This window comes from Pseudonocardia kongjuensis, assembly GCF_039526905.1.
Lineage (GTDB): Bacteria > Actinomycetota > Actinomycetes > Mycobacteriales > Pseudonocardiaceae > Pseudonocardia > Pseudonocardia kongjuensis.
In genome coordinates this window covers 145,938-158,681 of sequence record NZ_BAAAJK010000053.1, presented here as the reverse complement: position 1 = coordinate 158,681, position 12,744 = coordinate 145,938, and the positions used below count along the sequence as shown (strand labels likewise).

The window sequence follows — 12,744 nt, the reverse complement described above, 5'->3', positions numbered from 1 at the left end:
GGGCGGGGCCCGCCCGGCCGCCCTCCGACCCCGAGCCACTACGCTGCCCCCGTGCCGCTGTATGCCGCGTACGGGTCGAACATGGACCCCGAGCAGATGAAGGAGCGCGCCCCGCACTCGCCGATGGCCGGGACCGGGTGGCTCCAGGGCTGGCGGCTGACGTTCGGCGGCGAGGACTACACCTGGGAGGGCGCGCTCTCCACCGTGGTGGAGGAGCCGGGCTCGCAGGTGTTCGTCGTGCTCTACGACGTCCCCGAGCACGACGAGGCCCAGCTCGACCGCTGGGAGGGCGGCGAGCTCGGCCTGCACAAGAAGCTGCGGCTGCGGGTCGCCACCCTGGACGGCAGCGTCCTCGCCTGGATCTACGTGCTCAACGCCTACGAGGGCGGCGAGCCGTCGGCCCGCTACCTCGGCGTGATCGCCGACGCCGCCGAGATGGCCGGCGCGCCCGCGGACTACGTCAACGACCTGCGCAGCCGGCCGAGCCGGAAGTCCTCACCCGGCGGCTGACGCCACCCGCGGCTCAGCAGGCCGATCCGGGTTCGGTGCAGGGGTCCGCGTCGTCGGCCGGCCGGGCCCGGGCGATCCGCCCGATCATGTCGCGGAACAGCGGACGCTCCGCGTCGTCGAGCGGGGCGAGGAGCTGGTCCTCGACCTCGGCGATGCGGGCGGACACCTCCGCCAGCAGCCGCCGGCCCGCCTCGGTGAGCAGGACCTGCCGGGCCCGGCGGTCCGCCGGGTCCGGGCGGCGCTCCACCAGGTCGCGCTTCACCAGGTCGTCGACCAGGTAGGTCATCACCGTCCGGTCCAGCCCGAGCAGCTGGGCGATCGTCGCCTGGTTGTGGCAGGCGCCGCCCGCCGCGACGGACAGCACCTGGAACCCCCGCGGCCCGCCCGGCAGGTCGTCGACCTGCTCGTGCACCGACCGCAGGTAGGCGCGCAGCACCGTGCCGAGCGACCGGCCGAGCTCGCCGGTGTCGGGCACCTCCTGCACCGCCTCCACCATGCCCCGAATCGTACAGATTCGACCTTCGCGGCAAGATAATCGTGATGTACGATCATCTGGTTCACAGATTATCTTCCAGCGAGAGCAGGTCCCGCATGAGCAGCACCCTCTTCCGGCTCGACACCAGCATCCGCACCGAGGGCTCGGTCACCCGGGCCGTCGCCGACACGCTGCAGGGCACGATCCTCGAGGAGCTCGGCGAGGGCGCCCGGGTGGTCCGGCGCGATCTCGCCGTCGAACCCGTCCCGGCCGACGTGTGGGCGAGCGCCGCCCTCGCGCCGGAGCAGGGCCGCTCCGCGGAACAGGAGCGCGCCGCGCGGACCGCCCGCGAGCTGGCCGACGAGGTCCTGTCCGCCGACGTGCTCGTGCTCGGCGCCCCGCTGTACAACTTCGGCGTCTCGCAGCACTTCAAGACCTGGGTCGACACCCTGATCACCGATCCGCGGCTCGCACCGGGGCAGACGCCCCTGGCCGATCGGCCGGCCTTCCTGGTGACGGCGCGCGGGGGCGGCTACGCGCCCGGGACCCCGCGCGAGGGCTGGGACCACGCGACCGGCTGGATGCGCCGGATCCTGGTCGACGTCTGGGGGCTCGATCTCGACGTCATCGAGACCGAGCTCACGCTCGCCGAGGTGAACCCGCAGATGGCGGAGCTGCGTGAGCTGGCCCGGGCCCAGCTCACCGAGTCGCACGACGCCGCGCGGCGCGGCGGGCGCGCGGTCACCCTGCGGCTGCGGTCGGTCGCCTGACCGGGGCGGGCGCCCCGGCGACGGTCAGGAGGCGTCCGCGAGCGCCGCGAGCGCGGCGTGCACCAGCACCCGGGAGCCGAACGGTAGCGACCGCTCGTCCAGGTCGAACGTCGGCTGGTGGATGTCGCGCTGCGGGCCGCTGCCCGACCACACGCCGAGCCGGGCCATCGCGCCCGGGGCGTGCTCCAGGTACCAGGCGAAGTCCTCGCCGCCGGAGGACTGCTCGGTGCTCGCGTCGGCCGGCTCGCCGCCGACGGTCACCGCCGCGTCCCGCAGCAGGCCGGTCGAGATCTCGTCGTTGACCACCGGCGGGACCCCGCGGACGTGGTCCAGCACGTACCCGACACCGGTCGGGGCCAGCACCGCGGCGACCAGCGCGCGCAGCGTGTCCTCCAGCTCGGTCCAGGTCGCGTGGTCGGCGGTGCGCAGCGTGCCGCGCAGCATCCCGGACTGCGGGATCGCGTTGGCCGCGTCGCCGGCCTGCACCGCGCCCCAGGTCAGCACGGTGCCCGAGCGCGGGTCCACGTGCCGGGTGAGCAGCAGCGGGACCTGGGTGGCCAGCAGGCCGAGCGCCTGCACCAGGTCGGCGGTCAGGTGCGGGCGCGAGGTGTGCCCGCCCGGCGAGGTCAGCCGGACCTCGATCAGGTCGCAGGCCGAGGTGATCGGCCCGACCCGGGTACCCAGCCGCCCGACCTCCAGGCGCGGGTCGCAGTGCAGCGCGAAGATCCGCTCGACGTCGGACATCACGCCCTGGGCGACGACGTCCAGCGCGCCGCCGGGCTGCACCTCCTCGGCCGGCTGGAACACCAGCCGGACCCGGCCGGGCAGCGACGGCGCCGAGTTCAGCGCCAGCGCGGCGCCGAGCAGCATCGCGGTGTGCGCGTCGTGCCCGCAGGCGTGCATCACGCCGGGCACCGTCGAGGCGAACGCGAGCCCGGTCTGCTCCTGCAGCGGCAGCGCGTCCATGTCGGCACGCAGTGCCACCAGCGGACCGCCGTGGCCGATGTCGCAGACGACGCCGGTCCCGCCGGCGAGCGTGCGCGGCTCCAGGCCGGCCCGCAGCAGCGTCTCCGAGACGCGGGCCGTCGTGCGGTGCTCGCGACGGGCCAGCTCCGGCTGCGCGTGGATGGCGCGGCGCCACCCGACGATCTCGCCCTTGTGCGCCCGCATCCACGATTCCAGCCAGGCCGGACCCGTGCCGGCACCGAGGTCGTCGACCGGCAGGTCGCCCACCTCGGGAAGCTCGGTGCGGGTCTGCAGCGCAGTCACCTTGTCCTCCTCGTCCGGGATGTCGGGGCCCCGGCCCGCCGCCCCGTCACGGGGCGTCGGAACGTGCCCGACCACGACTCATGGTGCTCACCCGTCCGGCGGTGTTCCAGTCGAAAGCGGCCGTTCACGGGTCCGCGCGGCGAGGGGTCGGCGGGATGCTGCCAACGGGTTCACCAGTTGTGACGAGCGGGCGGGCGGGAGCGCGACGAGCGGCCGTTTCCGCCGTTCACCGGCGGTCCCGGACCGGACCGCAACCGCACCGCAGCCGCCCCGCAGCCGCCCCGAATCCGCACCGTCACCGGGCCGTGACGCAGCGGCGTCCACCCCGCGGCCGGCGCCGCCCGGCGACCGGGCGCCGCGCAATTGGTGACACACCGTCACCGGCCGGAACCGCCTGTCACAGCCGGTGTGCAGGTGGGCGGCTCGCGGGACGATGGAACAATCGCCGGCGTGACCGTTCCCGAAGGCGATGTCCAGCGCCGCCAGATCGCCGGGCGGTACCGCGTCGACGGGCCGCTCGGCAGCGGCGCGATGGGCACCGTGTGGTCCGGTTTCGACGACGTGCTGCAGCGCCGGGTCGCCCTGAAGGAACTGAAGATCCCGGACGGGATCCCGGCCGCCGAGAAGCTCGAGCTGCGCGAACGGATCATGCGCGAGGCCAGGGCGCTGGCCGGTCTCTCGCACCCGAACGTCGTCACCGTGTTCGACGTGCTGGACTCCGGCGGCGACGAGCCGCTGGTCGTCATGGAGCTGGTGCCGTCGAAGAACCTGGCCGCGGCGATCGCCGAGGCCGGGCGGCTCGACCGGGCCCAGGCCGGCGTCGTCGGGTACGGCACCGCCGCCGCGCTGCGGGCGGCGCACCGGGCCGGGATCACGCACCGCGACGTCAAGCCCGGCAACGTCCTCATCTCCGACGACGGCCGGATCAAGCTCACCGACTTCGGCATCGCCCGCAACGAGTCGGACGCCCCGATGACCTCGGCCGGCCTGGTGCTCGGCTCCCCCGCCTACATCGCCCCGGAGGTCGCCGCCGGCCAGCCGGTCACCCCGGCCGCGGACCTGTGGGGCCTGGGCGCGACGCTGTTCGCCGCCGTCGAGGGCCGGCCGCCCTACGACGTCGACGGCGATCCGGTGCGGACCATCACCGAGGTCGTCGACGGCCCGGTGCCGGTGCCGACCGTGGGCGGCCCGATCGCCGAGGTGATCTCCGGGCTGATGGTGAAGGAGCCCGCCGGCCGGATGCCGCTGGACGAGGTCCGGGCCCGGCTGCGGCCGCTGCTGGCCGACCCGGACGACCCGATCTTCCCCGGCTCGCCGGACGTCCCGACCGTGATGGCGCGGGTCCCGGCCCCGGCCGCCTCGCCGGCGTCCGGCCCGCAGGTGCCGCACCGGCCGCCGGCCGCGACCGGCACGCACACCCGCGGCGGGGCGCCGCCCGCCACCGAGGTGGCACCGGCCGCCCCGGCCGGACACGCCCCGCCGGCCGCACCGCCGGTCCCCGAGCACCGGCCCGCGCGCCGGCCGGCCCGCCCCACCGGCCCGGCCGGACGGGCCGGATCGGCGCCCGCCCGCCCCGCCGCGGCGCGGGGCACCGGGTTCGCCGGCGTGCTCGGCGGGGTGCCGCTGGTGCTCGGCGGCGCGCTGCTGGTGCTGCTGGGCGCGCTCGCCGGGTTCGCCGGGGTCCGCGCGCTGGCCGGCCAGGAGCCGCTGAGCACGATCACCGTCGCCACCGAGCGCACGCCGCGGGTCGCCCACCCGGATCCGCTCGGGTTCTCCGTCGCGGTCCCCCAGGACTGGACCCAGTACCGCTCCCCGGCGGGCGACGGCTCGGCCGTCGTCCGGTTCGTCAGCCCGGACGGCCGGCAGGAGCTGTCCGTGCGCGCCGCCGCCTCCACCGAGGCGGTCGCCGGCGCGCTGACCCCGGAGGCGCTCGGCGTGGACGGCGTCGACGCCGGGCCGGTGCAGCCACAGGCCGACGGGTCCGACCAGATCGAGATGACCACCACCAGCGGCCCGCAGGAGCGCAGCACGCTGCTGCGGATCTTCCCCGGCCGCGATCCGGACGGCGTCTGGGTGCTGCAGCTCACCTCCCCCGCCGGCCAGGCCGAGGAGGCCGCCGCCGGGCTGTTCGACGCGGTCGCCGCCGGGTTCCGGAGCACCGGCGGCTGATCCCGGCCGGTGATTAGGGTGGCGCCATGTCCGCCCCCGCGCACACCGCCCAGGAGGCCGCCGCCGAGCTGGCCCGCCGCACCGGAACCGAGCGGCACGACGTCGCCGTCGTGCTCGGCTCCGGCTGGCGTCCCGCCGCCGACGTGCTCGGGACCGCCGACGCGGAGCTGCCGATGGCCGAGCTGCCCGGGTTCCTCGCCCCGTCCGCGGTCGGGCACGGCGGCACCGTGCGCTCGCTGACGATCGGCGGGCGCCGGGTGCTGGTGCTGCTCGGCCGCACCCACCTCTACGAGGGGCACGGCGTCGAGCCGGTGGTGCACGGCATCCGGACGGCGGCCGCGGCGGGCGTCTCGGCCGTGGTGCTCACCAACGCCGCGGGCGGCATCACCGAGGGCCTCTCGGTCGGCCAGCCGGTGCTGATCGCCGACCACCTCAACCTGCTCGCCCGCTCGCCGCTGGTCGGCGCCGACTTCGTCGATCTCACCGACGCCTACTCGCCGCGGCTGCGCGCGGCCGCCCGCGAGCTCGATCCGTCGCTGGTCGAGGGCGTGTACGCCGGGCTCCCCGGGCCGCACTTCGAGACCCCGGCCGAGATCCGGATGCTGCGCACGCTCGGCGCCGACCTGGTCGGGATGTCGACCGTGCTGGAGACGATCGCGGCCCGCGCCGCCGGGCTGGAGGTCTGCGGCATCTCGCTGGTCACCAACCTGGCCGCCGGGCTGTCCGGGCAGCCGCTGGACCACCAGGAGGTGCTCGACGCCGGGCGGGCCGCGGCGACCCGGATGGGCGAGCTGCTGGGCGAGCTCGTCGCCCGCGTCTGATGGGGCCCGATCCGCAGCTGCGGGACGCCGCGCTGCGCTGGATCGCCGACGACCCGGATCCGGGCACCCGGGCCGAGCTGCAGCGGCTGCTGGCGACCGCGCTGGCCGGCGGCCCACCGGCGGACGGCGCCGTCGCCGGGCTGTCCGACCGGATGTCCGGGCCGCTCCGGTTCGGCACCGCGGGCCTGCGCGGCCCGGTCCGGGCCGGGCCGGCCGGGATGAACGTGGCGGTGGTGACCCGCACGACGGCCGGGCTCGCCGGCTGGCTGCGCGCCGGCGGCCGGACCGGGACGGTCGTCGTCGGACGCGACGCCCGGCACGGCTCGGCCGCGTTCGCCGAGGCCGCCGCCCGGGTGCTGACCGGCGCCGGGTTCGAGGTGGCGCTGCTCGATCCCCCGGTGCCGACCCCGCTGGTCGCGTTCGCCGTGCGGCGGCTCGGCGCGGTCGCCGGGATCGCGGTCACCGCCTCGCACAATCCACCGGCCGACAACGGCTACAAGGTGTTCCTGCAGGACGGCGCCCAGCTCGTCCCGCCCGACGACGCCGGCATCGAGGCCGCGGTGACCGCCGCGCCGGCCGCAGTGTCGGTCCCGCTGGGGCCGCTGCCCGCCGTCACCGACGTGACCGCCGACTACCTGGACCGGATCGCGACGCTCCCGCGCACCCCGCACGGCGCCGCCCCGCGGATCGCACTGACCCCGATGCACGGCGTCGGCGGCGCGCTCGTCACCGCCGCGCTCGCCCGCACCGGGGTGCACGACGTGCACGTGGTGGCCGCCCAGGCCCGGCCCGATCCGGACTTCCCGACGGTCGCGTTCCCCAACCCGGAGGAGCCCGGCGCCACCGACCTGCTGCTCGAGCTGGCCGCCGGCTGCGGGGCGGAGCTGGCCGTCGCGCTGGACCCGGACGCCGACCGGTGCGCGATCGGCGTCCCGTTCGACGACGGCTGGCGGATGCTCTCCGGCGACGAGACCGGCGTGCTGCTGGCCGATCATCTGCTGCGGACCCGGGGCGAGCCGGACCGGCCGGACGCGCCGGCGCCGCTGGTCGCGACGACGGTGGTGTCGTCGTCGATGCTGGCCCGGGTCGCGGCCGCGCACGGCGCCCGGTTCGCCGAGACGCTGACCGGGTTCAAGTGGATCGTCCGCGCCGGCGACGGGCTGGTCTTCGGCTACGAGGAGGCGATCGGGCTCTGCGTCGACCCGGACGCGGTCCGGGACAAGGACGGCGTCTCCGCCGCGGTGCTGGCCGCCGACCTGGTGCGCGGGCTGGCCGCGGCCGGGTCGTCGGTGCCCGCGCGGCTCGACGAGCTGGCCGCCGCGGCCGGCGTGCACCGCACGCTCGGCGTCTCGCTCCGGATGGAGCCCGCCGAGCGGGACCGCGCGGTGCAGCGGCTGCGCGACGCGCCGCCGCCGGGCTGGGCGGCCGACCGGCCGGCACCGGACGTGCTGCGGCTGCGCCGCGACGGCGTCCGGGTGGTGGTCCGGCCGTCCGGCACCGAGCCGAAGCTGAAGGCGTACCTGGAGGTCGTCGAACCGCCGACCGGCGATCCGGCGCTGGTCCCGGCGTCCCGGGCACGGGCGGAGCGACGGCTCGACGCGCTGCGCGCCGAGGTGGACGGGATGCTGGGCCGGTGAGCGGGGCCCGGCTGCTGATCGTGCACCACACGCCGTCCCCGGCGACCGCCGAGCTGCTGGCGCAGGTGCGGGCGGGCGCCGCCGATCCGGAGATCACCGGGGTGCGGACCGTCGCCCGGGCCGCGCTGGCCGCGACCGCGTCCGACCTGCTCGCCGCGGACGCCGTGCTGCTGGGCACCCCGGCCAACATCGGCTACATGTCCGGGGCGCTCAAGCACTTCCTCGACCAGGTGTACTACGTGTGCGGCGAGGACACCCGCGGCCTGCCGTACGGGTTGTGGGTGCACGGCGGATCGGACACCTCGGGCGCGACCCGGTCGGTCACCGCGATCGCCGAGGGCATGGGCTGGGTCGCCGCGGCCGCCCCGGTGGAGGTCACCGGCGCCCCGGACGCCGCGGCCCGGGCCGCCTGCCGCGAGCTGGGCGCGGTGCTGGCCGCCGGGGTGATGCCGGGCTGAGCCCGGCTACCTGCGGGTGGAGGGCACCGGCGTGCGGTCCTGCCAGGCCCCGATCCGGTCCGCCCACATCGCGGCGATGGTGCGGTAGGCGTCCGGGCCGGCGTGCAGGCCGTCGGCGGTGCGACCGCTGCCGAACAGCCCGGACACGTCGGCGTACTCCACCGAGCGGCCGGCCGCCCGGTGCCGCTCGGCCACCCCGGGCAGCAGCGAGGCGAGCCGGGCCCGCTCGGTCCGCTGCTTCGGCAGCGGCGCCCACACCCCGGCCATGATCACGTGGGTGCCGGGCGCCGCGGTGAAGATCCGGTCCAGCATCCGGTCCAGGGTGGCCGCGGTCGCCTGCGCCGACGTCCCGGACAGCAGGTCGTTGGTGCCGGCGTGCAGCAGCACGACGTCCGGGTCGGCGGCCAGCACCCAGCCGCCGGTGAGCGGCAGCATCCGGGCGGCGGTCCAGCCGGAGCGTCCCTCGTGGTCGGTGTCGGGCAGTGCGTCCGGCCCCGACGAGCGGGAGCCGACGAAGTCGACGGCGACGCCGTCGGCGGTCAGCCGCTCCCACAGCGGCAGCCGGTAGCCGGCCGTCGCCGGGCTGCCCACCCCGACCGTCGACGACGCCCCGAGCGGCATCACCCGCAGCGCGCCCGGCGACGGATCGGGCACCTCGGTCTCCTCCGGCCGGTCCGCGCCGGGCAGCAGCGCCACGGCCGCGACGAGCAGCGCGGCCGCCAATGCGGTCAGGACCCGGCGCCGGGTCGGCGCGGAGGGTGCCGGCACTACCGCTCAGACCGACCCGAACTGGCGGTCCCCGGCGTCGCCGAGTCCCGGGACGATGAAGGCGGAGTCGTTGAGCCGCTCGTCGATGCTCGCGGTGACCATCCGCAGCGGCAGGCCCGACTCGCGCAGCCGCTGCACGCCCTCCGGGGCGGACAGCGCGCAGACCACGGTCACGTCGTCGGCGCCGCGCCGGGTCAGCAGCTCGACGGTGTGCAGCATCGAGCCGCCGGTGGCGAGCATCGGGTCGAGCACGAAGACCGGCCGGCCGACCAGCGAGTCGGGCAGCGACTCCATGTAGGGCACCGGCTGGTGGGTCTCCTCGTCGCGGGCCATCCCCACGAAGCCCATCTGGGCCTCCGGGATGAGGTTCAGCGCCGCCTCGGCCATGCCCAGGCCGGCCCGGAGCACCGGCACCAGCACCGGGGGCGCCGCGAGGCGGTGCCCGACGGTGCGCGAGACCGGCGTGTGGATCGGCTCCTCGGCCAGCGGCGCGCCGCGGGTCGCCTCGTAGACGAGCATCAGGGTGAGCTCGCGCAGGGCCGCCCGGAAGGTGGCGTTGTCGTTGCGGGCGTCCCGCATGTTGCTCAGCCGCGCCCGCGCCAGCGGGTGGTCGACGACGATCGTGTCCACGAGCGGAGAGCCTACGTGCGCGCGGACCGGCCGGTACCCCCCGGCGAGGGGCACCCGGCCGCGGCGCCGTCCCGGCCGCACACCCCGGACCTGCTGCGGCACAGCGGGACCGGTGACGACGTCGACACGGATGCGTGTCATGGTTCACGAAGGGTGAGCGGCCCGTCGCCACCGACGAGTGATGTCAACTCCCTTGCTGCAGCCCCGGTCGTCCGCCCGGGTGAGGCCCGCGGCACGGCCACAGACCTTGCGTGACAGTCGATCCCCGATCGGTCCGGCAGTGACCAACAGTGCTCGCGCCGACACGCCGGGCTCCCCACATCGCGTGATCACGCGCGCTGAGTGCCACTATCGGCACACAAGGTCGCCGAACTCGGGATTCACCTGACCCGAACGGGTGGTATGGCCGAAACGGTGTCACATCGAAGCCCCCGCCGACGCTGTACTAGATGACGAGGAGGTGATCCGATGCCGGAGAACACGACTTCCGAAGAGCAGACGTTGATCGCTGCTGCGGAAAAGCTCACGCAGTGCGACGGATACGTCGTTCTGGCGGTGGACCCGCAGACCGGGGAGGTGGACGCGCACGGCCCGTTCGACGGGATGACGGCGACCATCAAGGCGGACCAGCTGAGGCGCGACTTCGACCGGGGCGGTCTCGAGGACGTGTCGATCGGCGTGGTCCGCCTGCACAGCCAGGCCTGACCGCGCCGGGGCTCCCCGAGGCCCCCGACCGATCGAGATAGGGTCCGCATCGTGGCAAGCGACATCGTCCCGATCCGGCTCGCTCTCACCCGGGGCGACGTGGTCACCCTGTGGGCTCCCCCCTGGCGGGAGGACGGCGAGGAGTGGGAGGCCTTCCTCGGCGACGACGAGCACGTGTTCGTCTTCGACGAGGTCGCGGGTCTCGCCGCCTTCGTGCGGACCGCCTCCGGGCACGACCTGGAGGACCATCCCGCCTGGTCGGCGGTTCCCGGCCTGCCGGTCGGCGACCTGACACCGGACGACGCGCACCGGTACGACCTCGTCGGGCTGCCCGAGCTGGCCGCCGAGGACCCGGACGCCTGGACCGTGCAGGAGCTGCACGAGGCCGTCTCGATGGTCCGGTCGCTGGCCGACGTCTGCGATCTGGAGAACGTCGTCGCCGCGCTGGACGGTGAACCCGCGTTCGCGCTGCTCCGCGAGGGGGCCGGCGCGTTCGCCGGCCGGGACGGCGCCAAGCGCTGGGCCGCGCTGTCCGAGGCGGTCGCCCAGCACTGGGACGAGATCGTCGACACCGTCGACGGCCTGGTCGCCACCCCCGAGGTGGACGCCGGGGCGCTGGAGAAGGCCCGCACCGAGGCCGCCGAGTGGGAGGCCGCCCAGGCCGCCCGGGCCGACGGCACGGACGACACCGGCGACACCGACGACGAGGCCACCGACGGCGAGAACGACGGGGCCGCGGCGATCGGTGCCGGCGACCGGGATGTCGCGGAGGGGCCGACCGGCTTCTGGGCCGAGGTCGGCATCGACCCGATCCGGATCGAGAACGGCGACACCTCCCTGGTGACGCTGCGCTGCTACCTCGACGACAAGCCGGTGTTCCTCGGATCGGACGGCCGGATCGACGTCTTCGGCTCCGAGGAGGAGCTGGTCGCGGCGCTGGCCGATCCGGAGCACCCCGCGGTGGCGGGCACCGACCTGGCCGCGGCGGTCACCTTCGCCGAGGTGCTGGCGGCCGCGAGGGCGGGCGAGCTGGACGCGACGGTCGAGGACATGAACACCTACGTGCTCACCGGCATCGGCTCCGATCTCGCCGAGGGCGTCCTCGACCTGGACCCGGTCCAGCTCGACCTCGCCTCGGAGCTGCTGACCGACGTCGGCGAGTGGGCTGGCGATCCCGAGCCCGCCGAGTCCCTCGCCGAGTCGAGCAGCCTGGGCTGGCTGGTGTCGTTCGTGGTCCGGCCGGACCCGACCCGGATGGCGCCGAGCCCGCCGTTCACCCGGGAGGCGCAGGCCTGGAGCGAGCTGGTGGCCGGGCTCGCGGCCCGGCTGCGCCTCCGGTGAGCTCGGCGTAGCCCGGCCGGATGACGTCCCGGATCAGCGCGACCCGCTCGTCGAACCCGATGAAGGCGGACTTCATCGCGTTCACCGTGAACCACTCGAGGGTGTCCCAGCCGTAGCCGAACACCCCGGCCAGGTCGGTGAGCTCGCTGGTCATGGTGCAGCCGGACATGAGCCGGTTGTCGGTGTTGACCGTGACCCGGAACCGCAGCTCGGTGAGCAGCCCGATCGGGTGCTCGGCCAGCGACGCCGCGGCGCCGGTGTGCACGTTCGAGGTCGGGCACATCTCCAGCGGCACCCGCATGTCCCGGACGTAGGCGGCCAGCCTGCCGATCCGGTGCTCCGGCCCGTCCGGGCCGGTGCCCGTGGTGATGTCGTCGACGATCCGGACGCCGTGCCCCAGCCGGTCCGCGCCGCACCACTGGATGGCCTCCCAGATCGACGGGAGCCCGAACGCCTCGCCGGCGTGGATGGTGACGTGCGCGTTCTGCTGGCGGACGTACTCGAAGGCGTCCAGGTGCCGGGTGGGCGGGAACCCCTTCTCGGCGCCGGCGATGTCGAAGCCGACCACGCCCGCGTCCCGGTGCCGCACGGCCAGCTCGGCGATCTCCCGGGACCGCGCGGCGTGCCGCATCGCGGTCAGCAGCGTGCCGATCCGGATGGTGCGCCCGCTCGCGGCGGCCCGCTCGGTGCCGATCCGGAACCCGTCCAGCACGGCGGCGATCACCGCGTCGACGTCCAGGCCGCCCTCGACGTGCAGCTCCGGCGCGAACCGCACCTCGGCGTAGACGACGCCGTCGGCGGCCAGGTCCTCGGCCGCCTCGGCGGCGACCCTGGTCAGCGCCTCCCGGCTCTGCATGACCGCGACCGTGTGCCCGAACGTCTCCAGGTAGCGGACCAGCGAGCCGGAGTGCGCGGCGCCCAGGAACCAGGCGGCCAGCTCCTCCGGGTCGGTCGTCGGGAGCTTGTCGTAGCCGGTCTCGCGGGCCAGCTCGATGACCGTCCCGACCCGCAGTCCACCGTCGAGATGGTCGTGCAGCAGCACCTTGGGGGCGCGCCGGACGGTGTCGTGGGTGAGCGGGATCGGCGCGGGGTTCTCTGCCACCCGCGCACGGTACCGATCCCGGCCGCCCGTTCGGCGTGGCGTCCTGCACCGGCCGTGCGGGCCTGCAATGATCATCCCGATCCGGCGGC

At 75.7% G+C, this 12,744-nt stretch carries 13 protein-coding genes; 8 read left to right on the top strand and 5 right to left on the bottom strand.

Annotated elements, in window-relative coordinates; translation table 11 throughout:
• Positions 1 to 51: 51 nt before the first annotated feature.
• Positions 52 to 510, top strand: a complete 459-nt coding sequence (locus ABD160_RS30425) for a gamma-glutamylcyclotransferase (RefSeq protein WP_344029189.1) — start codon at positions 52 to 54, stop codon at positions 508 to 510.
• Positions 511 to 523: 13 nt separating this feature from the next.
• Here the strand turns inward: ABD160_RS30425 and ABD160_RS30420 are convergent, their stop codons facing one another.
• Positions 524 to 1,006 carry a MarR family winged helix-turn-helix transcriptional regulator gene (locus ABD160_RS30420; protein WP_344029186.1) on the bottom strand — a complete coding sequence of 161 codons (483 nt, stop codon included), beginning with the start codon at positions 1,004 to 1,006 and terminating at the stop codon, positions 524 to 526.
• A 95-nt stretch (positions 1,007 to 1,101) separates the two neighbouring features.
• Here ABD160_RS30420 and ABD160_RS30415 point away from each other — a divergent pair, with 95 nt between their 5' ends.
• Positions 1,102 to 1,755 carry an FMN-dependent NADH-azoreductase gene (locus ABD160_RS30415; RefSeq protein WP_344029183.1) on the top strand — a complete coding sequence of 218 codons (654 nt, stop codon included), beginning with the start codon at positions 1,102 to 1,104 and terminating at the stop codon, positions 1,753 to 1,755.
• A gap of 24 nt (positions 1,756 to 1,779) precedes the next feature.
• Here the strand turns inward: ABD160_RS30415 and ABD160_RS30410 are convergent, their stop codons facing one another.
• Positions 1,780 to 3,024, bottom strand: coding sequence for an amidohydrolase (locus tag ABD160_RS30410; RefSeq protein ID WP_344029180.1), 1,245 nt, complete (start codon positions 3,022 to 3,024; stop codon positions 1,780 to 1,782).
• Between the two features lie 450 nt (positions 3,025 to 3,474).
• On the opposite strand from ABD160_RS30410, the gene ABD160_RS30405 reads away from it, so the two are divergent.
• Genes ABD160_RS30405 through ABD160_RS30390 form a run of 4 tightly spaced genes read left to right on the top strand, consistent with a single transcriptional unit; the run spans position 3,475 to position 8,109 of the window.
• Entirely contained in the window at positions 3,475 to 5,193 is a 1,719-nt protein-coding gene (locus ABD160_RS30405; RefSeq protein WP_344029177.1) for a serine/threonine-protein kinase, read from the top strand.
• Positions 5,194 to 5,219: 26 nt separating this feature from the next.
• The gene (locus ABD160_RS30400; RefSeq protein ID WP_344029174.1) at positions 5,220 to 6,014 is read left to right on the top strand and encodes a purine-nucleoside phosphorylase; all 795 of its coding nucleotides are present in this window, start codon (positions 5,220 to 5,222) and stop codon (positions 6,012 to 6,014) included.
• Positions 6,014 to 7,651: a phospho-sugar mutase gene (locus tag ABD160_RS30395; RefSeq protein ID WP_344029171.1), complete on the top strand. Its 1,638-nt coding sequence runs from the start codon at positions 6,014 to 6,016 to the stop codon at positions 7,649 to 7,651. The genes ABD160_RS30400 and ABD160_RS30395 overlap by 1 nt, the downstream gene beginning before the upstream one ends.
• Entirely contained in the window at positions 7,648 to 8,109 is a 462-nt protein-coding gene (locus tag ABD160_RS30390) for a flavodoxin family protein (RefSeq protein ID WP_344029168.1), read from the top strand. The genes ABD160_RS30395 and ABD160_RS30390 overlap by 4 nt, the downstream gene beginning before the upstream one ends.
• Before the next feature lie 6 nt (positions 8,110 to 8,115).
• Here the strand turns inward: ABD160_RS30390 and ABD160_RS30385 are convergent, their stop codons facing one another.
• Together ABD160_RS30385 and upp are read right to left on the bottom strand one after the other, a co-directional pair.
• On the bottom strand, positions 8,116 to 8,877 hold the full coding sequence (locus ABD160_RS30385; protein ID WP_344029165.1) for an SGNH/GDSL hydrolase family protein: 762 nt from the start codon (positions 8,875 to 8,877) through the stop codon (positions 8,116 to 8,118).
• Between the two features lie 6 nt (positions 8,878 to 8,883).
• Positions 8,884 to 9,507, bottom strand: a complete 624-nt coding sequence (gene upp / locus ABD160_RS30380) for a uracil phosphoribosyltransferase (protein WP_344029162.1) — start codon at positions 9,505 to 9,507, stop codon at positions 8,884 to 8,886.
• 468 nt (positions 9,508 to 9,975) lie between these two features.
• Between upp and ABD160_RS30375 the strand changes: the two genes are divergently transcribed.
• Positions 9,976 to 10,212 (top strand): hypothetical protein, encoded by a 237-nt coding sequence (locus ABD160_RS30375; protein ID WP_010230125.1) that lies wholly within the window; start codon positions 9,976 to 9,978, stop codon positions 10,210 to 10,212.
• Positions 10,213 to 10,263: 51 nt separating this feature from the next.
• Positions 10,264 to 11,553 carry a primosomal protein gene (locus tag ABD160_RS30370; protein WP_344029158.1) on the top strand — a complete coding sequence of 430 codons (1,290 nt, stop codon included), beginning with the start codon at positions 10,264 to 10,266 and terminating at the stop codon, positions 11,551 to 11,553.
• Here ABD160_RS30370 and ABD160_RS30365 read toward each other — a convergent pair.
• Positions 11,486 to 12,655: an adenosine deaminase gene (locus ABD160_RS30365; RefSeq protein ID WP_344029155.1), complete on the bottom strand. Its 1,170-nt coding sequence runs from the start codon at positions 12,653 to 12,655 to the stop codon at positions 11,486 to 11,488. The genes ABD160_RS30370 and ABD160_RS30365 overlap by 68 nt on opposite strands.
• Positions 12,656 to 12,744 lie beyond the last annotated feature (89 nt).

Excerpts from the sequence above, each read along its gene's own strand:
- ABD160_RS30420 (WP_344029186.1), bottom strand. The coding sequence starts at position 1,006 with ATGGTGGAGGCGGTGCAGGAGGTGCCCGACACCGGCGAGCTCGGCCGG.
- ABD160_RS30415 (WP_344029183.1), top strand. The coding sequence starts at position 1,102 with ATGAGCAGCACCCTCTTCCGGCTCGACACCAGCATCCGCACCGAGGGC.
- ABD160_RS30400 (WP_344029174.1), top strand. The coding sequence starts at position 5,220 with ATGTCCGCCCCCGCGCACACCGCCCAGGAGGCCGCCGCCGAGCTGGCC.
- ABD160_RS30395 (WP_344029171.1), top strand. The coding sequence starts at position 6,014 with ATGGGGCCCGATCCGCAGCTGCGGGACGCCGCGCTGCGCTGGATCGCC.
- ABD160_RS30375 (WP_010230125.1), top strand. The coding sequence starts at position 9,976 with ATGCCGGAGAACACGACTTCCGAAGAGCAGACGTTGATCGCTGCTGCG.